Origin of the sequence: Halobellus sp. (assembly GCF_042218505.1) — an archaeon.
Taxonomy (GTDB): Archaea; Halobacteriota; Halobacteria; order Halobacteriales; family Haloferacaceae; genus Haloquadratum.
In genome coordinates this window covers 13882-32919 of record NZ_JBDGQZ010000047.1, presented here as the reverse complement: position 1 = coordinate 32919, position 19038 = coordinate 13882, and the positions used below count along the sequence as shown (strand labels likewise).

16 protein-coding genes and 2 tRNA genes are annotated in these 19038 nt (G+C 61.7%); 9 read left to right on the top strand and 9 right to left on the bottom strand.

What is annotated here, in order from left to right:
* Nucleotides 1–2 precede the first annotated feature (2 nt).
* From ABEI27_RS12305 to ABEI27_RS12290, 4 genes are read right to left on the bottom strand one after another with little or no spacing between them, the layout of a single operon-like run.
* The gene (locus tag ABEI27_RS12305; RefSeq protein WP_375799698.1) at nt 3–257 is read right to left on the bottom strand and encodes a 50S ribosomal protein L23; all 255 of its coding nucleotides are present in this window, start codon (nt 255–257) and stop codon (nt 3–5) included.
* Entirely contained in the window at nt 254–1000 is a 747-nt protein-coding gene (rpl4p, locus tag ABEI27_RS12300; protein WP_375799697.1) for a 50S ribosomal protein L4, read from the bottom strand. The genes ABEI27_RS12305 and rpl4p overlap by 4 nt, the downstream gene beginning before the upstream one ends.
* 3 nt (nt 1001–1003) lie before the next feature.
* Entirely contained in the window at nt 1004–2020 is a 1017-nt protein-coding gene (locus tag ABEI27_RS12295; RefSeq protein ID WP_375799696.1) for a 50S ribosomal protein L3, read from the bottom strand.
* Between the two features lie 4 nt (nt 2021–2024).
* Nucleotides 2025–2858 carry a putative RNA uridine N3 methyltransferase gene (locus ABEI27_RS12290; RefSeq protein ID WP_375799695.1) on the bottom strand — a complete coding sequence of 278 codons (834 nt, stop codon included), beginning with the start codon at nt 2856–2858 and terminating at the stop codon, nt 2025–2027.
* A gap of 227 nt (nt 2859–3085) precedes the next feature.
* Here ABEI27_RS12290 and ABEI27_RS12285 point away from each other — a divergent pair.
* The 4 genes from ABEI27_RS12285 to ABEI27_RS12270 all read left to right on the top strand — a co-directional run bounded on the left by ABEI27_RS12285 (nt 3086) and on the right by ABEI27_RS12270 (nt 5535).
* A tRNA-Gly gene (locus ABEI27_RS12285) sits at nt 3086–3156 on the top strand.
* Nucleotides 3157–3449: 293 nt separating this feature from the next.
* Nucleotides 3450–3701 (top strand): hypothetical protein, encoded by a 252-nt coding sequence (locus tag ABEI27_RS12280; RefSeq protein WP_375799694.1) that lies wholly within the window; start codon nt 3450–3452, stop codon nt 3699–3701.
* Nucleotides 3702–3854: 153 nt separating this feature from the next.
* A complete protein-coding gene (locus ABEI27_RS12275; protein ID WP_375799693.1) occupies nt 3855–5015 on the top strand; it encodes an AI-2E family transporter in 1161 nt (386 codons plus the stop codon).
* A gap of 193 nt (nt 5016–5208) precedes the next feature.
* The gene (locus ABEI27_RS12270; protein ID WP_375799692.1) at nt 5209–5535 is read left to right on the top strand and encodes an MTH1187 family thiamine-binding protein; all 327 of its coding nucleotides are present in this window, start codon (nt 5209–5211) and stop codon (nt 5533–5535) included.
* A 63-nt stretch (nt 5536–5598) separates the two neighbouring features.
* On the opposite strand, the gene ABEI27_RS12265 is transcribed toward ABEI27_RS12270, so the two are convergent.
* From ABEI27_RS12265 to ABEI27_RS12250, 4 genes are all read right to left on the bottom strand, one after another.
* A complete protein-coding gene (locus tag ABEI27_RS12265; RefSeq protein WP_375799691.1) occupies nt 5599–8826 on the bottom strand; it encodes a BGTF surface domain-containing protein in 3228 nt (1075 codons plus the stop codon).
* Between the two features lie 510 nt (nt 8827–9336).
* On the bottom strand, nt 9337–10230 hold the full coding sequence (locus ABEI27_RS12260; protein WP_375799690.1) for a hypothetical protein: 894 nt from the start codon (nt 10228–10230) through the stop codon (nt 9337–9339).
* Nucleotides 10227–10469 (bottom strand): hypothetical protein, encoded by a 243-nt coding sequence (locus ABEI27_RS12255; RefSeq protein WP_375799689.1) that lies wholly within the window; start codon nt 10467–10469, stop codon nt 10227–10229. The genes ABEI27_RS12260 and ABEI27_RS12255 overlap by 4 nt, the downstream gene beginning before the upstream one ends.
* A 42-nt stretch (nt 10470–10511) precedes the next feature.
* A complete protein-coding gene (locus ABEI27_RS12250; RefSeq protein WP_375799688.1) occupies nt 10512–10700 on the bottom strand; it encodes a hypothetical protein in 189 nt (62 codons plus the stop codon).
* A gap of 87 nt (nt 10701–10787) precedes the next feature.
* On the opposite strand from ABEI27_RS12250, the gene ABEI27_RS12245 reads away from it, so the two are divergent.
* Nucleotides 10788–11549 carry a competence/damage-inducible protein A gene (locus tag ABEI27_RS12245; protein ID WP_375799687.1) on the top strand — a complete coding sequence of 254 codons (762 nt, stop codon included), beginning with the start codon at nt 10788–10790 and terminating at the stop codon, nt 11547–11549.
* 35 nt (nt 11550–11584) lie between these two features.
* Here the strand turns inward: ABEI27_RS12245 and ABEI27_RS12240 are convergent, their stop codons facing one another.
* Nucleotides 11585–12760, bottom strand: coding sequence for a site-2 protease family protein (locus ABEI27_RS12240; RefSeq protein ID WP_375799686.1), 1176 nt, complete (start codon nt 12758–12760; stop codon nt 11585–11587).
* A gap of 134 nt (nt 12761–12894) precedes the next feature.
* On the opposite strand from ABEI27_RS12240, the gene ABEI27_RS12235 reads away from it, so the two are divergent.
* The 4 genes from ABEI27_RS12235 (at nt 12895) to ABEI27_RS12220 (ending at nt 19023) form a co-directional block, all read left to right on the top strand.
* On the top strand, nt 12895–14952 hold the full coding sequence (locus ABEI27_RS12235) for a DEAD/DEAH box helicase (protein WP_375799685.1): 2058 nt from the start codon (nt 12895–12897) through the stop codon (nt 14950–14952).
* Between the two features lie 235 nt (nt 14953–15187).
* Nucleotides 15188–17038: an SLC13 family permease gene (locus ABEI27_RS12230; protein ID WP_375799684.1), complete on the top strand. Its 1851-nt coding sequence runs from the start codon at nt 15188–15190 to the stop codon at nt 17036–17038.
* Between the two features lie 67 nt (nt 17039–17105).
* Nucleotides 17106–17178 (top strand) — tRNA-Pro (locus ABEI27_RS12225).
* A 648-nt stretch (nt 17179–17826) separates the two neighbouring features.
* Nucleotides 17827–19023 carry a type I restriction enzyme HsdR N-terminal domain-containing protein gene (locus ABEI27_RS12220; RefSeq protein WP_375799683.1) on the top strand — a complete coding sequence of 399 codons (1197 nt, stop codon included), beginning with the start codon at nt 17827–17829 and terminating at the stop codon, nt 19021–19023.
* The last annotated feature ends 15 nt before the right edge of the window (nt 19024–19038 follow it).

Below are 19038 nucleotides of genomic sequence, written 5' to 3'. Positions count from 1 at the left end.
TATCAGAACACCCCGATTCGTGAGGCGACTTCCTGCGCGTCGTCGTCCTCGTGGAGTCGGACGGTCGCCTTCTTTTTGCCCTGCGGTGTCACCTGTGTGTTGACGCTCACGATCGACACCTCGTAGCGGGATTCGACCTCGTCGGCGACTTCGCGCTTCGTGGCGTCGAGGTCGACGATGAACTGGAGTTTGTTGTCGAAGTCCATCTCGTCCATCGCCTTCTCGGTGACGAGCGGATGCTCGATGAGCGAACTCATCGCGAGGCCACCTCCTCGACTGCGCTCTCGGTGAAGAGCGTGAGTCGGCCGGCCTGCGTGCCGGGCGCGAGGTCTTCTGCGCTCACGTCGGATGCGGTGACCACATCGGCACCGGCGAGATTCCGCGCCGCCTTTGACGGCTCGTCGCTCGTGACGAAGAGGATCGATTTCGGTCGGGTGTACTTCCGCCCACGGGCCTTGCCCTGACCCGCCTTGACCTTCCTGTTCTCGTCGGAGCGCTCGATGTCGGCGTGAACGCCGAGCGCGTCGAGCAGTTCGACGACCTCTCGCGTTTTCACGAGGTCCTCGAAGTCGTCAGCGACGACGAGCGGGAGATCGACGTCGTCGTCGAACTGGTGACCGCGCTCGCGGACGAGTTCTTCGTCCGTTGTGGCGGCGAGCGCTGAGCGAACGGCGAGCTTCCGCTCTTTGTCGTTGATATCTTTACCCTGGTCTTTCTCTGCCTTCGGCGGGTGTGCCTTCCGACCTCCGACCGTGTGCGGAACGCGTCGTGCACGCCCGTTCTCGCGGGGATCGTGCGACATCCCGCGGCCGCTGCCGAACGATTCGGCCGGAGTTCGAAGCCCTGCGAAGGGATCGGCACCGTACGCCTGTTTTCGGTTGGCCTGCGCGGCGACGACAGCGCGCTCGATGAGGTCCGGACGGAAGACCGTCTCGAAGACCTCGGGAAGGTCGAGCGTGCCGGCGTCCTCGCCGTCCAGGTCGCGAATTGTTGCCTTCATTGGTTAGCCCTGATTCGATTCGGTCGACACATAGCGCACCTCGGGATCGAGGCGCGGTTGGTCCTTCGGTCGGACGGCCGGACGGAACCGAAGCAGGCGCTTGTCGGGGCCCGGGAGCGAGCCCTTGACGAGCGCGTACGGTCCGTCGACTTCGCCGTAGCCGACGAAGCCGCCGTCGACGGTCGGTTCACTGCCCTCACCGATGTCGATGAGGCGCTTGTTCAGTTCTGTCCGCTGGTGGTAGCCCGTCTGCCCCTGCTGGGGAACGGTCGAGCGCACGCGAGAGGGGTTCCACGGACCGAGGTTACCGATCCGGCGCCGCCATCCCTGGCGGGCGTGTTTGCCCTTCCGCTTCTGGACGCCCCACCGCTTGACGGGGCCCTGTGTCCCCTTGCCCTTGGTGACGCCGGCGACGTCGAGATACTCGCCGGCGCGGAAGACGTCGGCCATCTCGTGTTCGCCGCCGTTCTCGAGGAGTTCGAGTCCGAAATCGACGCGCTCGTCGACCGAGCCGCCGCCGATTCGGGTCTCCATTACGTCGGGCTTCTTTTTTGGTACGTTCTTCATCCCGCCCGGAACGGTGTGGGTGATGAGTCGGACGTCGTCGACGTCACCGGCCTCCATCGCATCGCGGAGGTCGTCGGCGTCGCGCTCGAAGGTGTCCTCGTTCGGGAGGTCGAGGATGCGGTCGAGGTCTTCGTCGAACTCACTGGCCCACACTTCCGTGAGGGGCTTTGCACCGTACGGTGTATCTTCGTAGGCTCGAAGGGCGACGGCGCGCATCAGTGGCGTCTCGACGACGGTCACCGGCACGGCCTCCTCCATCCCTTCACGGGGGGAGTTGGCCTCGTCGTTGACCATCATCACCTGGGTCATCCCGGCTTTGTAGCCGGCGAAGCCCTGGAGACCGGGCGCGCCCTCGTCGTCGGGCCACGACCGGATACGTGGGACTTCCTTGGCCGCACGCTGGCGCGGGCTGAAGCCCATCGAACCTTTTCGTGGTCTGTTTGGTTGTGGCATATGATCACTCCGTGAGTGTCAGGGACGCGAGCGAGGCGAACATCGCTTCTTCGGTTCGCACCGTCTCGCTGCCCTGCCGCGGAATCGTATTTAGCCAGAGGTCGAACCCCGGACCGTCAACGGGTTCGACCGTATCCTCGAGGGTGATGTCGAGGATAGCCGGAAGCCCGCGGCCTGGTGACCCGAATACGACTGTCGCCCCCTCGCGCTCGATGCGCGAGGCGAGTTCCGGCAGCCGTGTCGTTGTCAGTGCCTCGCCGAAGCGGGACGTCGCGATTCGGACGCCCGCGTCGGCGCGGCCGAGTGCTTCCTCGAGGTCCGTCCGGGACACGTCGAAGCCCGCGAGGGGCTCATCGACGATCCGCGCACGGACCGGTTCTCGCGAAGAGATCCTGATGGCGACGCGTGCTCCCTCCGCGACCTCCATCGACGGAGGCACGTGGAGAGAGACCGGGTGTTGCAGTTCGCAATTGACCCGAACGCGGCCGTCAGGTCCGACCTCGGTCACGATTCCCTGTGTTAACGACCCCGAATCGGCTGACTCGGAGCCGGTCGTAGACGGGACGCGGAGGGGCGGCAAAACACCGACGTACTCCAGTTCGTCGCGTCGCCCCCACAGGTCCTTTCGGAGGTGTGGTGGCGTGGCAGCGTATCGAAGCACCGTTTCGACGAACTCGCCCCCGAACCGCCGTTCGCCTTCCCAATCGGAGAAGACGACTAGGCGGTCCGCCCGGAACACCGTCGCCGCACGGGCGACGTAGCCGAGTTTGCGAGTTGCCTCGCGCTTGTCTTCGGCTTCCCGGACGAGAGAGGACGGCACGAGTACGGTCAGCGTCATACCGATCCCTTCAGCGTCACGTCTAGACTGTACCACTAATACCGGAGGGGACGGTAAAAGAGTAGCGAAAGCTCGCGGTGGGTGTGAGGCCGTCACACTCCGGTTGGCGGGCGTTTCGTGCTCTGGCAACCGTGGTACGATACCCCACGCCATCGTCCGGTTTCCCTCCGATTCGCAAGTCTTATTTACGAATCTCGCATCGCTTGAGACGCAGACGAACGCACTACGCGCTGGTAGTGTAGTGGTATCACGTGACCTTGCCATGGTCACAACCTGGGTTCAAATCCCAGCCAGCGCACTTCTCTCAAACTCAACCCACCAGCAACGCGCCTCGTCGCGCTGCGACACCTGAGTTGAGTGAGTGTACACCTGGATTTGCGCCCGACGAGTCGCAGCGCGCGAACGGAATCGGTGTGACACCTGCATTCGAACCGATAACCCCGCGATGAGACAGTCCGTGGGTAATCGGGTTCAACCGAAGCGGTGAACAGACGGTCCATACCCAACAGTCGTGTCGGCAGAGGTCAGTTGCACAGGCGGCGGTATATTGGGAAGGCTAGCGCTTAGATGCCCAGCGCCTAATGCTAATATATGCACTGGGAAAGACGGCGCGAACTAGAAGGCGGAAAAGAATTGGGCGTCTGGTTGCTCATCGACGATGGTACCGTCGAGAATGAACTGTACGTCGAGACCCACGAGTATCGAGGCGGCGATTTCGATGTGTACACTGCGTCTCCTGACGGCGAGTGGGACCACCACGGTACCTTCGACACGGCTGTGGACGCATTTGACGCGGCTCTCACGCAGATCGAGGAGAGTCAGTTCTCTCTCGAAGGTCCCTGAACGACCGTTTTTTTTGCGGAGTGCTCTCACCAGACAGTGAACGGGCGCGCTGTACTGATCGCCTGGCAACCCGGCCGAGAGCGTGATCGAAACGGTTGTCCTTCCACCGGCAACAAAGTCATATTTTAGTACGGACACGGAGACGCTCGGGGTATGAATGGGAACCGCCTGGTCGTCGCCCTCTTCGGTATCCTCGTCGCTATCGTCATCGGTGTGCTCGCCTTCGAGTTCATTGCCCCGCTGACGATTTCGGTGTTCCTCTACTACTCGACGCGCCGCTATCACCACGCCCTCAGTCGTTTCCGGCTGCCCGCGAACGTCCGGGCCGCGGTCGTGATGGCCTCCCTGGCTATCCCGTTGATGCTGTTGATCAGTTACGCGGCAGTGCTGCTCGTCATCGAGGCACGACAGTTCATCCAACAGTACGCCCTTATCGACGTCGCCAGTCGGAACTTCGAGTGGTTCGCCGGCATCGACGAGATTCCCGAATTCAGCGTTCAGGGACTCTACAAAGCCTATCAGGCCGGTGATCTCCAGCCCTTCATCGACTTCGCCACCGAGCACGCGGCGTTCCTGACGACGCTGATCTCGGATTTCTTCCTCAACCTGTTCGTCCTGGTGATCGTGACCTACTACCTCCTGATCGACGGCCACCGGATCAGCGAGTGGCTCCTGCAGTTCGACGACGGGGCGATCATCCGGGAGTACCTCGAGGCCGTCGATCGCGAACTGGAGGCCGTCCTCTTCGGGAACCTCCTGAACGTCTTGGCGATCGCGCTGATCGCGATCGGCTCGTTCAGCGCGTACAACACGTTCGTTCCGGCCGCCGCGGAGGTCCCGTATCCCGCACTCGCCGGCGCGCTCACCGGGGTCGCGAGCCTGGTTCCGGTCGTCGGGATGAAGATCATCTACGTCCCCCTCACGATCGCGACCGCGCTCCCGATCGCGCTCAACGGCGATCCGGCGAACCTCCTGTTCGTCGCGGGGTTCTTCGCTGTCGCCGTGGTCGTCGTCGACACGATTCCAGATCTCGTGTTGCGGCCGCTACTCAGCGGCGAGGACACCCACGTGGGGATGTTGATGCTGGCGTACACGCTCGGTCCGGTGGTGCTCGGTTTTTATGGCCTCTTCCTGGCCCCGATGTTGTTGGTCGTCGGGTTGACGTTCGCCAACACCGCACTCCCGCGACTGCTCGAGAACCCGTCGGCCGGCGGGGACTCGGCGTCGACCACCACGCAGAGTGAACTGTCGGAGGCGAGCAACGCCGACGAGACGGACGACTCGGCCGGCCTCGACGAACAACCCGCCGGGTGAGGGGTTGTCGGCGCCCCGGCCTGCTGGCGCTCGGTCCACTACCCACCATTTGCGGTTCCCCTCCGGTTCTCCTCCACTGGTCGAGGCAGTCCGCCGCCGAAGCGGTGCACCTGATCCGGGCGATTTCCTTCGCGGTCACCCGTTGCAGACGTCGAGTAAACCGTTTTTGCGTCCCGCGCTCGAATAGTCAGCAATGACCGTCATCGCACTGCTCAGCGTCGCCCCGGTGATCGAGGGAAGTATGGCCGAGGAAGTTGCGGCCGCCGTCGACGCGCTCGAGTCGTTCGACGTCGAGTACGAAACGAATCCGATGGGGACCGTGATCGAAGCCGACGACGTCGGCACGCTCTTCGCGGCAGCGGAGGCGGCCCACTGCGCTGTCGACGCGGACCGAGTGAGCACCGTCCTGAAGATCGACGACAAGCGGACGAGCGATACGACCGCCGAAGAGAAGGTAGACGTCGTCGAATCACAACTCGGACGACCCGCCCGAAGCGACCGAACGGAACCGAACGGCTGATCCGAGCACCCGGTCGCGACCGGTCGTGACTCGCTGTCGAACTCGACGGTTACCTCCCCGTCCTCAACCTCGGCGGAGGGCCAGCAGCGCGGCCCCTGCGAGGGCGATCAGCGCGGTCGCGACGCCGAATCCGGGCGTCGTGGTCGGCGTCTGGACGGTGGGAATCTCCGTTGTTGTCGTTCCGGGCGTCGCGGTGGTCCTCGTCGGGGTATCGGTCGTCGTCGTTGTCGTCGTGATGGTCGTGGTCTCCTCCGGCGTGTTCGTCGTCGCGGTCGGGATCACCGGCTGAACCGTCCCCTCAACTTCCAGATCGGACGCCGGACTCGTTCCGGTCACAATCACCGTGTACGTATCACCGGGGCTGGTATCGTTGAACGACAGCGTCACGAGGAACTGTCCGTCTGAGTTGACCGTCGTCGTTCCGGTCTTCAGGAACGGGGGGCGCACTCCGTCGCCACTCCGGACGCGGATCGTCAGTTCTGTTCCGGGCGCGACCGTCGTTTCCCCGAAGACTTCCTGGCCGCTCGCCGCCGTGACGTTGAACGGTTCGTTCATCGTGAACTCCGCAGGTGTCAGGGAGTAGCTCGCCGAGACGGTCTGATCGTTATCTCCTCCCGTCAGGTCGAGGTTGTTCTCGTCGTCACCGAAGACAGTGAACGACGCGTTGAGGCCCTCGTTGTTACCGATGCTCCCGTAGTTGTTCTCGCCCGCATCAATCACGCCGTCGGTGTCGGTGTCTTCGACACCAGCGGGTCCGGAGTCGCCCGTCCGTGTAACGATGTAGTACGTGTTGTTCTCGGAATCAGCGATGACGCGGGAGTTACTCGCGTTCATTTGCAGGATCAGCGGATCCTGGTTCGCACCGGGATCTCGCTGTTCGACCGTAAAGCGCGCTGCTGGGGAACTACCGGTCCCGTTCGCGAATGTGAAGAACTCCGACGTGACGGTCTCTTCGCCGCGGGCGTCGAGTGCGCCCTCGAGACCAGACGCTTGGAGTTCATAGACGATGGAGTCACCGAACGCGATCTCGGAATCGCGTGTGAGCCAGTCGCCCGTCGCCGTCAGCACGTCCGCCGTATTGTCGAGATCGCCGTAGCGGTTCTGTGGTGCGGTCCAGGTTCGAAGCGTGGTAGTCCGCCGCGGTCGGAGATCGAGCTGAGCGACGTCCGTCACTCGCCCATCAACCGAGGCTTCTAAGGGATAGATCTCTGCGTCGAGGAGGTCCGAGACACCGTTCGTCACCTCGCCGCTGACGATTTCGTCATTCTCGCTGACGCTAAAGACCTCGTTTTCGCTATTGAACGATCCAGTTCCGTACGACGTTGCGGCGTACGTGTTGAAGTAGACAGTCACCTGTCCGTCCTGATCGTCGCCGCCGGCGTCTCGAACAGTCACGTTCGCTTCGTAGCCGACGTTGTCACCACCGATCAGTAGCGTCGCCTCGTCGGTATTCGCCAGTTCGACTACGATGGCAGCGACGTCACCCCGTTCCTCTTGTGGGACTCGGTTCGGGAAGGTCGCCTCCGTGTCACCGGCTTCACGCACGGTGATAGTGTCTGACTCGTTCGAGACGCCCGATGTCGTGTCTGTGACCCGGACAGTGTACTCACCAGTTTCGAGCGAAAGCTGTTCGAGATCATACCTGAACTCGTAGTTCCCCTGGCCCGAAAGCTGTACCAGTCGTTCACTCACGCCCTCAGGGATTTCCCCGTCGTCGTTGAGGAGTTCGAGTCTGACCTCACGGCTGCCCGCTCGTGCTTCAACCGTGCCGTCTATGCTCCCGGCGTTCGTCACATTTTGATCGTCGACTGAAACTGAGAGGCCGAGACTTCGCACCGTAATCGAGGCCGTGCCCTCGCCAGTGATGTCGGCCTCGTAGTCGCCGGAGGCGCGCTGCTCAGTTCCGAATACGAACACGCGGCTGTTGGTCCCTGTCGATCCGTCGAAGAAGTAATTATTGTTGTCGTCTGTTGCTTCGACTACGACGCCCGTACCAGACGAGGAAGCAACGATGGAGACGTTCGCTCCATTGTACGCGGTAGCGCTATCGCCGGCGGCGACCGACGTGGGCGCGAATCTAACGCTTCTGTTGCCCGTGTTCGTGAGCGCGTTCCCGTCGGGATCGGTGATACCGTTCTGCAGGTCGAGCGTCATATCCTGGCTGTAAGTCTGGTCGAGTTCGATGACGGCGCGACCTTGCGCCTCGCTGACGCTGACTATCCCGTTTCCGTTTGTCAGCTGCCCCTGACCTTCCACGTAAAGCGCGTAGTTCGAGCCGAAGTTCTGGACGTCTTCGGAGAACGAGACCTCCACGACGGGCGTGTTGTCCGACGGCCGTACGTACTGAATCGCGTTCAGGGCCTCCGGATCGCCGGGCGAACCGCCCTGATAATTGACAGTGATCGTATCCGAAAGTGAGGCCGACTTTCCGTTCGGATCCGTCCCGTTGATATTGAGGGTATACTGAGATGATTCTTGTCCCGATGGAACCGCAGGACTGGTTAGGTTGACATTCCCCGTCAGGTACACCGTCTCAGTCGATGGTTGTTCGTTGAACGTAAACGTCGTTCCGCTCCGCGAGGGAGTATCGCTCACCAGTCCCCCACTGGCGTTTCTGAGAACGACATCGTCACTCTCGTAGCTGAACTCGCTCGGGACTTCTATCACGAACTTCGAGAGGACGCTTGTGTTTACGCCAGTGAACGAATAATTGAACCGATGAGTGTTCTCTGTCGAACCGTTCACTGTGTTCGGCTGGAATGCGTTCTCCTCTGTGACCTGAAGCGGTGGGACGTTCTCGACGGTAATCGACGACCCGACGGTGGACGCACTCCCATCGTTGTCGCTTGCAGTAACCTCCGGCGTGTACGTCTGGTCGGAGTTGACTGACGGACTGCTGAGATCGATACTCCCCCGGAGGTAGACCGTCGAGGTCGAGGAATTCCCGGATAACGTTACGTTGTTATCGCTCTGGACGGTGGGGGTGTTATTGATCGTTCCTCCTGTCTCGTTGACTAGTACGACGCTGCTGGCGTCATCGATGGTGAACGCGCTGGGAATCGTGAGATTGACCGTGACGTTGTCGCTCGTGTTGACGCTGCTGATAGAATAATTGAAATTGAACGTCTCTGAGGTGTCCTCGGAGACAGTGCTCGGGTCGAACGACTGTTGTTCTGTCACGCCGCTCACGGCTCCTGCCGACCCGGTGAACGCAACGCTGCCGGCGACGGCTGACAGAACGATAACGACTGCGAGCGATACGGCGCGGATTCGGGAGGTATCTCGTGTCATAGCTTGGGGATTACGTGGGGATCTCAGGTCTCACTGCGGCTGTTCGGGCGACTGGACTGACTGTGCCTATGTGGGGACCTGCCGGCGTGGGGGCTCGCCGCCGACGTTTCGGGCGCACTCGTGTGCGGCACAGTCGGGTGTCTGCGTGAATAATATATATACGGGGACATAGTCTTTGTGTGATCCATCGCCGTGACGCATCGATCCAGTCCGCCGGATTTTCGGAGAGTGCTCGTCGCTGCCGCCAGAACTACCATATTTCGATACGCTTCCCCACCACAGACCGCGACGGCGACTCGGTCGAGATTGACGTATGCACCGCTGTGACCTGAGCCAGACTGCGGGTCCATCTTCTGACGTGCCGACGAGCCAAACCCCGGGCGTCAGAAGCACCGTTATGCGGACGAGAGCGTGGCTGAAGAGTCGTGATTACGTTCGTTGTCAGCAAGACGGGTGTGAAGGCGGGAGTTTAGCACCGTTTCTTCTCCCAAACGTTCCGTCCCCGTCGTCTTACGCGGGCCGAGCGTCGGTTCGCATCCGGTCTGCCGATTCCGGGACGTAGATGTTGGTCGAGATGGCCTCGGTCGCTCCCGGACTCACGGATTTCAACGAACCGGTCCAGGTCGATAGCGACTCGTCGCCGTCGTAGAACTCGACAACTACCTCGACGTCAGTCGCCTCGCCCTCGTTGCGCACAGAGATGTCGAAAACCGCGAGGTCCCCAGCGACCGTTTTGATCTCCTGCGGCTGGCCAGCCGCGTCACGGCTGGTCGCATCTGTGACGGTGAGGTGGCCGGCGCTGTCTCCGATGTACCGGAACAGTCCGTCGCTTATCCGCTGGTAGACCTGGTACTCCGGGGTATCCTCGTCGAGGATCACGCTAATCGGGTTCAGATCTGCCCGCAGGTCGCTCGCAATGGACATCCGGTTTTCGGGGTTCATTTTGAGCCGCCGGTAGTCCTCGATGAAGGGTGTCAGCTGGTCGGGAAGGTCCCCATCGAAGTGCGCCTGCAGTTCGCGGAGTTCCTCGTCGAAATTAATCATCGGCGGCAACGACGCTGAGACCTGCTCCTTGGGGACCCAGGGTTTGTCGTCTTGCACCGTGTCCGAACCTGCCTGGGGCGTCGATTCGGTCGTCTCGTCGAAGTAGTTCAGCGAGTCGAGCAAGGCGGCGAACCCGGCACTGACGACTGTGATGATGATCACACCGGCCGTGAGCAGGTGCGACACCGGAGACGGCAACGTGAACTGGAACAGCGCGATGAACACGCACGTGACGATCCCGATGGTGAGCAGGAACGACCCGAGGTTGGGGTCCGACCCGGTGAGGAATTCGATTCCCTTGAGAAACCCCGACTGTTCCGACGAACCGTCAGATTGCGGCTGTGATTCGGGCTGAGTCACTGTGTCTCGGCAGCGGTCTGGACGTTTGACTGCTGTGCGTCGATAGCCCGCCTGAGCACCTGTATAAGATGCGAAACCCATAGCCCCGCAGTGAAACCGAACAGGGTCCCGACAGTCGTGATCCGAATGACCTCCCGAAACGGCGCGAACGCCGCGAGGATACAGAGCCCTCCGAAGATTACCATCATCACGTACTGGACCCGTGTACCCCTATTTGCGCGGCGTAGCTCGTCTAGCATACATTGCAGGAACGTGGCCAGAGGCAATAAATCTGCATATACTCACACCGGGGACGACTCGCTGGAGGTCCCCACCAGCCACGTCCCGACGGTCAGAAATAGCGCCGCTGGGACGAGTGCGTAGGTCGAAAACGCCGACGCGTTCGGCAGCATAGCCGGCACAAAAAGCACCGATCCAACGAGGATGAGCGCGAGGCCGGAGAGCACGCGGGTGTCGTCAAGTGCTGTCATAACCCGGGATTCGTGCCGGAGAATATGGATGTTCCGCTTTGCAGTGCGCGAAGACGGGCTTAAACGGTCACCTCCCAACCAATGGGTATGAACGCTGCAATCGTCACGGTCGGCAACGAACTGCTCGCGGGCGATATCGAGAACACGAACGCGACGTGGCTCGCGGGGGAACTCACCGCCCGCGGCGTCGACGTCGCCCGCATCATCGTTGTCCCCGACGAGGAACCCCTCGTCGCAGAACGGATCCGCAAGTGGCGCGAGCGATTCGACGCCGTGCTCGTCACCGGTGGATTGGGTGGGACCCCGGACGACGTCACGATGGCCGCCGTCTCGGACGGCCTCGACCGCGACCTGGTCGTCAATCCCGTCGCCGAGGCGAACGTTCAGGAGACCATCGATCGGATCTTCGAGGAGAATCCGGATCTCGACTTCGAACTCCGCGCGGAGTGGTACGCATCGATGCCGGCGGACGCGACACCGATCCCGAATCCCGAGGGCCTCGCGCCCGGATGCGTCGCCGACAACGTGTACGTCCTGCCGGGGATTCCTGAAGAGATGCGTGCCGTCTTCGATAACGTCGCCGCCGAGTTCGCGGGCGACGTCGACGCGCGGACGCTGTACTCGCCGGAACCGGAGGGAGCGCTCGCCTCCGCTCTGGGGGACGTCGCCGAGGAGTTCGGCGTCCGAGTCGGGAGTTATCCGAATCGAGAAGCCAGCCGCACTCGACTCAAACTCACTGGCGACGACGCGGCGACTGTCGACGAAGCGGTCGCATGGCTCCGCGAAGCGGCGGACTTCGAGCTCACCTCAGCGGCGGAAACTGAGTCGGACGAATCGTCTGCGAACTGATCGAATCGCCGCTCGGCACACTGTCTCCATATCGTTTACCGCGGGTTCGGGAGGCTCGAGGTGTCCCGCGGCGACAGCGACGACAGGGTCCCGCGCGATTGAATGATGTTGAACGCCGTCATAAGATCCGAGCGGGAGATGAGCCCGACAATCTCGTCCCGGTCGTCGACCACTGGAAGCCGCCCGACGTCGTACTCCTGCATCCGTTCGATGGCGGTCATCGCGTCTTCATCTGGACTGATTGTCGCTAGGTCGTCGGACATCACCTCGCCGATGCGATAGGCGTCGCGTTCGACCTCCCGGACCGATCGGGTGTCGTCGAGTGTGACCATCCCCACCAGGCGGTCGCCGTCCATCACCGGATAGCCCGTGTGCCGCTCGGTGAACATCCGTTCGAGCAGTTCCGCGACGCTGGTATTCCTGTCGACGACGTCGAGGCGGTCGCGCGGCGTCATCACGTCTTCGACCGTGACATCCTGGAACGCGGCCTTCATCACCGTCTGTTGGGCCTCCGAAGACGCGCCCATATAGATGAAGAACGCCAGTGCGACGAGAAACAGGTTCGCGAAGAGGCCGAACAGGCCGAGCAGGAAGGCGAACACCTTGCCGACCTCGGCGGCAATCTGTGTCGCCCTCGCGTGTGGTCGATTCCGTGCGAGCAGCGCGCGGAGTATTCGTCCGCCGTCCATCGGAAAGCCGGGAAGCATATTGAAGATCGCGAGTACAACGTTGGTCAGCGCGAGGTAGCCGACCACAAACCTCACCGGATCGAGCGTTCCCGACAGGGCGAGGAACGCGACAAAGGAAATCGCCCCGAGCGCGACGCTGACGATTGGTCCCGCGATAGCGATCGACAGCTCCTGCCGCCAATCTTCGGGCATCTCGGCGAAACTCGCGACGCCGCCGAAGAGCCACAGGGTAATGGAGTCGATCTTGTAGCCGAAACGCATCGCGACCAGCGAGTGCCCGAACTCGTGAAGAAGCACACAAAAGAAGAGTCCGAGTGCCGCTGCCGCGCCGAGGACCCACTGCACCGATCCGGCGGTGAGCGCCCCGACATCGATCGTCGAACCGAACAGGTCGTTCACGACCCCGGTCAACTGAGCGACGTCGTTGCCGATGAGCCACGCGAAGAACGGCAGTACGAGGAGGAACGTGAGATCGAGTTTGACCGGGATACCGAACGCACTACCAATGCGGATGCCACGCATAGCGATACGTAGTCGGTGACGGGACTTAAGTCCAATCGGGGGTGCCCACGCTCCCGTACCCACCGACAGGCCCTGCACAGGGGGGAACGACCGCAGACGAATCGCTGAAATACCTGCTTTCCATAACAGCGGATGTGTCTCAACAGGTCGGCCGCGTCGACACGCTCTTTCTCCACGAGTCCGGGGACGACTTCCTCGTGGTCGTCGAGCGCGACAGCGAGCGCGTCTTCCGCGCCCGTCTGGAACTGAAGGAGACCAGCGCCGGCCCGCGGCCCGCGAAATTCAGGATCAAACGCGGAACAACGGAGGAGCCACGCGACCCGAGTCAGTTCGTCGAACTCGCGCGACGCGCCTCCCGGATCCGGATCTCCGAGCAGACCTCGAAGGGTCGCCGGCGGGAGTTACAGGAGATGCTGGACGGCTACCAACTGGATGCGCTGGTCGTCCGTACGTGCCGCTACTGTGCGTCCGATGGCCGCTACTCGCCGATCACGGATGAGACGGCGATCAAGACCGATCGCGAGTACATCTGTCCGGACTGCGCGACGCGCGAACTCGAACGAGAACTCGATTTCTCGGCCTCGGGACGACTCACCGGGGCGGCCCAGGATCGCCTCGAGGATCTCCTCCTCGAAACGCAGGATCTCGATCGCATCTCGAATCTCCTCTCGGGCGGCCTCGACCCCGACCTCACCAAGTTCGACACCGTCAGCGCGACGACCGACGAGGTGGACCTGGTGAAAACTTCGACGCTCGACCTCCACCCCGAGCTCCAGCGGCGCGTTGAGGACCGCTTCGAGACGCTCCTTCCGGTGCAGTCGCTCTCGGTCGACAACGGACTGTTCGAAGAGCGCGATCAACTCGTGGTGAGCGCCACGGCGACCGGGAAGACGCTCGTCGGCGAACTCGCGGGACTCGACCGCGCCCTGAAGGGCGAGGGCAAACTGCTCTTTCTCGTTCCGCTGGTCGCGCTCGCGAACCAGAAACACGAGGACTTCGAGGACCGATACGGTGACCTCCTCGACGTCACGATCCGCGTGGGTGCCTCCCGAATCAACGACGACGGCAACCGTTTTAACCCGAACGCGGACGTCGTCGTCGGGACCTACGAGGGGATCGACCACGCACTCCGGACGGGGAAGGATCTCGGCGACATCGGCACGGTCGTCATCGACGAGATCCACACGCTAAAAGAGGGGGAACGTGGTCACCGCCTCGACGGACTGATCAGCCGACTCAAGTACTTCTGTGAGGAGCGCGAGCGTCGACGCGACAGCTACGATGGGGCTCAATACGTGTACCTCTCGGCGACGGTCGGGAACCCCCGATCACTGGCCGAGCGTCTCCGCGGGACGTTAATCGAGTTCGAAGAGCGCCCGGTCCCAATCGAGCGCCACGTGACGTTCGCTGACGGGCGTGAAAAGCCCGACATCGTGAACAAGTTAGTCCGGCGGGAGTTCGACTCGAAGTCCTCGAAGGGCTACCGCGGGCAGACAATCGTTTTCACGAACTCCCGCCGACGGTGTCACGAGATTTCGCGGAAACTCGAGTACGCCTCCGCGCCGTATCACGCCGGCCTCGACTACGGCCGCCGGAAGCAGGTCGAACGGCAGTTCGGCGATCAGGATCTGGCAGCGGTCGTGACGACCGCGGCGCTCGCAGCCGGCGTCGACTTCCCGGCCTCACAGGTGATCTTCGACTCGCTGGCGATGGGCATCGAGTGGCTTTCAGTCCAGGAGTTCGAGCAGATGCTCGGTCGGGCCGGCCGCCCGGACTACCACGACCAGGGAACCGTCTACCTCCTGGTCGAACCCGACTGCACCTACCACAACTCGATGGAGATGACCGAGGATGAACTGGCGTTCAAGCTCCTGAAGGGCGAGATGGAAGACGTGCTGACGCACTACGACGAGACCGCCGCCGCCGAAGAGACCTTGGCGAACGTCGTCGTCGCCGGCAAGCGCGCGAAGCGGTTGAACGACCGGATGGTCGGCGACGTGCCCACGAAGCACGCGCTGGGCAAACTCCTCCAGTGGGAGTTCATCGACGGCTTCGAACCTACAGACCTGGGGCGCGCGGTCTGTCGGCACTTCCTCTCGCCGAGCGACGCCTTCAGCATCCTGGATCTGATCCGCTCCGGGACCGAACCGCACGATCTAATCGCAGAGATGGAACTGCAAGAAGAGCGCTGAGTCGGGTGTCGTCCACCGACGCTCCCGCCTCGCCGAGCCCGACCTCGTCGCTCCGTCCTGTCTCGGATTCGTCTGGCGAACAGGCGGCACACCGCTCAGGCTCCGCGCCGACGTGCCGCACACCCGCTGTCCGGCGCGGAATCGCGTTCAGCGCACGGGGCATCTGGTCCCGCCCTCGTAGATAAACTCACGCCGTATCCCACAGTCTTTTGCAGGACCGCGGTGACTCCCGGCTGTGGTCTCGATTACGCCGGCGACGCTCGTCGTCTTCCTCGTGGTTCTCGGTGCGCTCGCGCTCTTCGTACTCGAGCCGGTCCCGGTCGATATCACCGCACTGGGCGTGCTAGTCTCACTGGTGCTGATACAGCCGGCCTCGGCGATCGCTGCGGGCTACGGACTGCTCTCGGAGCCGATCGTCCTCTTCGCCGACTACCCGGCCGACGCGCTGTCCGGATTCTCCAGCACGGCCACGCTGACGGTGCTCGCGATGTTCATCCTCAGCGAGGGTGTCCAGCGAACGGGCGTCATCCAGCGGCTCGGTGCGATGATCGCCTCGTTTACAGGCGATAGCGTCGACCGGCAACTCGGCGCGACGATCGGCGTCGTCAGCCCGATTTCGGGGTTCATTAACAACACCGCGGCAGTCGCGATTCTCCTCCCGATGGTGACAGATCTCGCCGAGCGGGGCGGGACGTCGCCGTCGAAACTCCTCTTGCCGCTCTCGTATGCGTCGATGTTCGGCGGAACGCTCACGCTGATCGGAACCTCGACGAACATTCTCGCCTCGGAACTGTCCGGACGGCTCATCGGTCGATCGTTTACGATGTTCGAGTTCACGCAGCTCGGAATCGTAGTGTCGACCGTCGGTGCCGCATACCTGCTGACGGTCGGCAAGTGGCTGACGCCCGAACGGATCCGACCCCGGCAGGATCTCACCGAAGAGTTCGAGATGGGCGAGTATCTGACGGAGATCGTCGTGCGGGAGGAGTCTCCACTCGTCGGGCAACAGGTCCGGCGCACACTCGTCGAGACTGATTTCGACGTCGACCTGATTCAACTGATCCGCGGCGACGAGATTTTTTTGGAGCCCCTCGGACCCAAGCAGATCCAGGTGGGTGACGTGTTCGCACTCCGGACCGACCGCAACACGCTCGTCGATCTGCTCGACGTCGAAGGCCTCTCGATCGTTCCGACGGCAGTCGACGAGGCGGAACTCGAAGCGGGCGAGTCCAGACAGAACCTCGTCGAGATCGTGATCTCCCCAGGGTCGTCGCTCGTCGGTGAGTCGCTGGCTTCGGCGGGCTTCCGGCAGCGGTACAATGCGACGGTGCTTGCGCTCCGGCGCGGGCAGGACCTCATTCGCCGGCGGATGGACGACGTCACGCTCCGAGTCGGTGACACGCTGCTGGTGCAGGCGACGGCCGACAGCATCGAGCGGCTTGACGCGAACCGCGATTTCATCGTCGCGCAGGAGATCGAGACGCACGACTACCGCGAGTCCAAAATCCCGGTCGCGCTCGGAATCGTTCTCGGCGTCGTCGGACTCGCAGCGCTCGACGTCCTGCCCATCGTCGTCTCTGCGCTCGCGGGCGCGCTCGGGATGGTCATCACCGGGTGTCTCCGACCGCCGGAACTCTACGACGCTGTCCAGTGGGACGTGGTCTTCCTGCTCGCCGGGGTGATCCCGCTCGGGATCGCACTGGAGGCGTCCGGCGGCGCGGCACTGCTGGCTGATCTCGTGGTCGCCAGCGGGGACCTGCTCCCAATTGTCGGCGTCCTGGCGGTGTTCTATCTCTTGACTGCGCTCCTGACGAACGTGATCTCGAACAACGCGAGCGTCGTGTTGATGATCCCCGTCGCCGTCGAGGCCGCACAGGCACTCGGTGCGAACGCCTTCTCGTTCGTGCTGGCGGTCACTTTCGCGGCGTCGACGGCGTTTATGACGCCCGTTGGGTACCAGACGAATCTCTTCGTCTACGGTCCCGGCGGGTATCGATTCAGCGACTATCTTCGGGTCGGCGGCCCGCTGCAGTTGATCCTGGGCGCCGTCACGACCGTCGGCATCGTCGTCATCTGGGGGCTGTGAGCGGTCGATCCCGTGGTCGCCGACCGAACGAAATGCTTTACTCGGTGTCGGATCGACCTAGAGATGCGGGACCGTGGGTTAGCCTGGTATACTTCGGGCCTTGGGTGCCCGTGACCCCGGTTCGAATCCGGGCGGTCCCACTTCTCTCGGGTGGTCGAGATTCGCACGACAGCGGTGTGTCCCCTTTATATATTGTCGTGTTCTCGACCGTAGATTCCAACCACGGCACGGTCGCACCCCTCCGCCGTAGTGGGCTTCACGAGATACGAGCGTCTGTAATCTTATAACTCTATAGGCCTACAAACAGGCGTTTCAGAGATTTTACTGCTTGTTCCGACCTTCGTGACGCGCCTGTATGGACCGTTGAAGCGGGGCTATTCTCTCTGGGTCAGCCCGTGAACGTAGACTTCGATTTTGGGCCGTTTGAGAGCCGTAGAGAGACGTTCCGTGTTTTATCGCGTCTTTCCCACGGAGTACGCTCTCCACGAAGAGAGCGGTCGCTACGCTGTCTGCTGGTTTTGGGTCAGAGGAAGGGGCGATATTTGGAAAATTTTCCATACCTCTGGAGTTGCCGCACAGTCCCCCGGATGCTCTATCAAGATAACGAGTGCGACAAGTCAGTCGGCGTGTCGGATCTCGCTCTCTATGTAGTCGTCTGAAGTCGTCTTCTCGGGGGCGACCCCCCCACCAGATACTGACGAGACCGATAGGCAAAACGCCTCCAAACCGTGCTAAACTCTTTTTTATAGGTGGATTGAAGTAGAGGCCGACGCTGACCATCTGATACGATGGACGGTGAGGCAGTCAGGAACTACGTCGGCCAGTCGCAGACGCTGTTGGAGGCCTCACCACAGATGGACGAGGAGAATACGAAGGTCAAACTTATTCAACCGTTTGTAGACCTTCTGGGGTGGAATTTCTACTCAACCGAGGTCCAACTCGAATACACCGTTCAGATGGGAACGCAGTCGTCGAAGGTCGATTACGCTCTGATGGTTGGTGATACACCAGTAGTGTTTATCGAGGCAAAGCCCGCACGGTCTGACCTCACCGAGAGCAACGTTCGACAACTCCAGAGCTATATGCGACAGGAGTTGTCCGTCGACTGGGGCGTCCTGACGAACGGAAAAGACTTCGAGATTCTCAGCGTTACCGGTGACGATAGCCAAGACGGTGAAACCTCGATTGCCACTTTCGACTTGGATGAGATGGCAGAGAACCCTGATATACTGGAGATACTGACGAAAGACGCAATTCAGTCAGGCAGGGCCGACGATATAGCACGGCAACTCACACAGACAAGCCGGGCTATCCGCCGGCTGAGCAACCGCGAAGAATCGATTGCCGGACGACTTGCCGAGGTATTACGGGACGAACTGGGTGAGATACCACTCGACTTTGAGGAGCAAAGTCTCGATTATGTTCACGATCTTCAACACGCCCTCCGCGAACGACGTGAGTTCATAGGAGAGTCGACTACTGACGATGGCGACACATCAGGTGACGACATATCTGAAGACGACCCCGATACGGGGGAAGTCAATATCGAACCCACTGATAACACCGTTGCCGGGACGATAGGTCGGACTGATATAGAAGGTGACGAGGACGCACAGGTAGCCGTGTTCCCGACTCGCGAGTCTGGTCTCACCTTCTTATCAGAGAACAACGCTTGGGGCTTCGTTCGTGTCGGGCGAGATTTCGACTATGTAGCGATGTATGTCACGCAGAACGCTCGTGAAGTACAGTACTTCGCCAAAGTCCGGGATGTCGTTGTACCAGAAGATGCAGAACTCACTCGTGAACCGACTGCGTACGTCGATAGGTCCAAAATTGCCGATAACAAGATGGTAGTCAGGTTTGAAGCCGATAGTCTCTATCAACTCGAAGACCCGATTCCGTACGAAACTAAATACCCGCAAAGTCTCCGCTATACGACGCTTGGGGAGTTCAGAACAGCCGAAACGACCGACGATATATTATAAAGGCCGCCTCCGAGT

Coding starts and splice junctions, on each gene's coding strand:
- ABEI27_RS12220 (WP_375799683.1), top strand. CDS start 17,827: ATGGACGGTGAGGCAGTCAGGAACTACGTCGGCCAGTCGCAGACGCTG.
- rpl4p (WP_375799697.1), bottom strand. CDS start 1,000: ATGAAGGCAACAATTCGCGACCTGGACGGCGAGGACGCCGGCACGCTC.
- ABEI27_RS12295 (WP_375799696.1), bottom strand. CDS start 2,020: ATGCCACAACCAAACAGACCACGAAAAGGTTCGATGGGCTTCAGCCCG.
- ABEI27_RS12240 (WP_375799686.1), bottom strand. CDS start 12,760: ATGCGTGGCATCCGCATTGGTAGTGCGTTCGGTATCCCGGTCAAACTC.
- ABEI27_RS12275 (WP_375799693.1), top strand. CDS start 3,855: ATGAATGGGAACCGCCTGGTCGTCGCCCTCTTCGGTATCCTCGTCGCT.
- ABEI27_RS12305 (WP_375799698.1), bottom strand. CDS start 257: ATGAGTTCGCTCATCGAGCATCCGCTCGTCACCGAGAAGGCGATGGAC.
- ABEI27_RS12290 (WP_375799695.1), bottom strand. CDS start 2,858: ATGACGCTGACCGTACTCGTGCCGTCCTCTCTCGTCCGGGAAGCCGAA.
- ABEI27_RS12265 (WP_375799691.1), bottom strand. CDS start 8,826: ATGACACGAGATACCTCCCGAATCCGCGCCGTATCGCTCGCAGTCGTT.
- ABEI27_RS12255 (WP_375799689.1), bottom strand. CDS start 10,469: ATGCTAGACGAGCTACGCCGCGCAAATAGGGGTACACGGGTCCAGTAC.
- ABEI27_RS12280 (WP_375799694.1), top strand. CDS start 3,450: ATGCACTGGGAAAGACGGCGCGAACTAGAAGGCGGAAAAGAATTGGGC.
- ABEI27_RS12250 (WP_375799688.1), bottom strand. CDS start 10,700: ATGACAGCACTTGACGACACCCGCGTGCTCTCCGGCCTCGCGCTCATC.
- ABEI27_RS12270 (WP_375799692.1), top strand. CDS start 5,209: ATGACCGTCATCGCACTGCTCAGCGTCGCCCCGGTGATCGAGGGAAGT.
- ABEI27_RS12245 (WP_375799687.1), top strand. CDS start 10,788: ATGAACGCTGCAATCGTCACGGTCGGCAACGAACTGCTCGCGGGCGAT.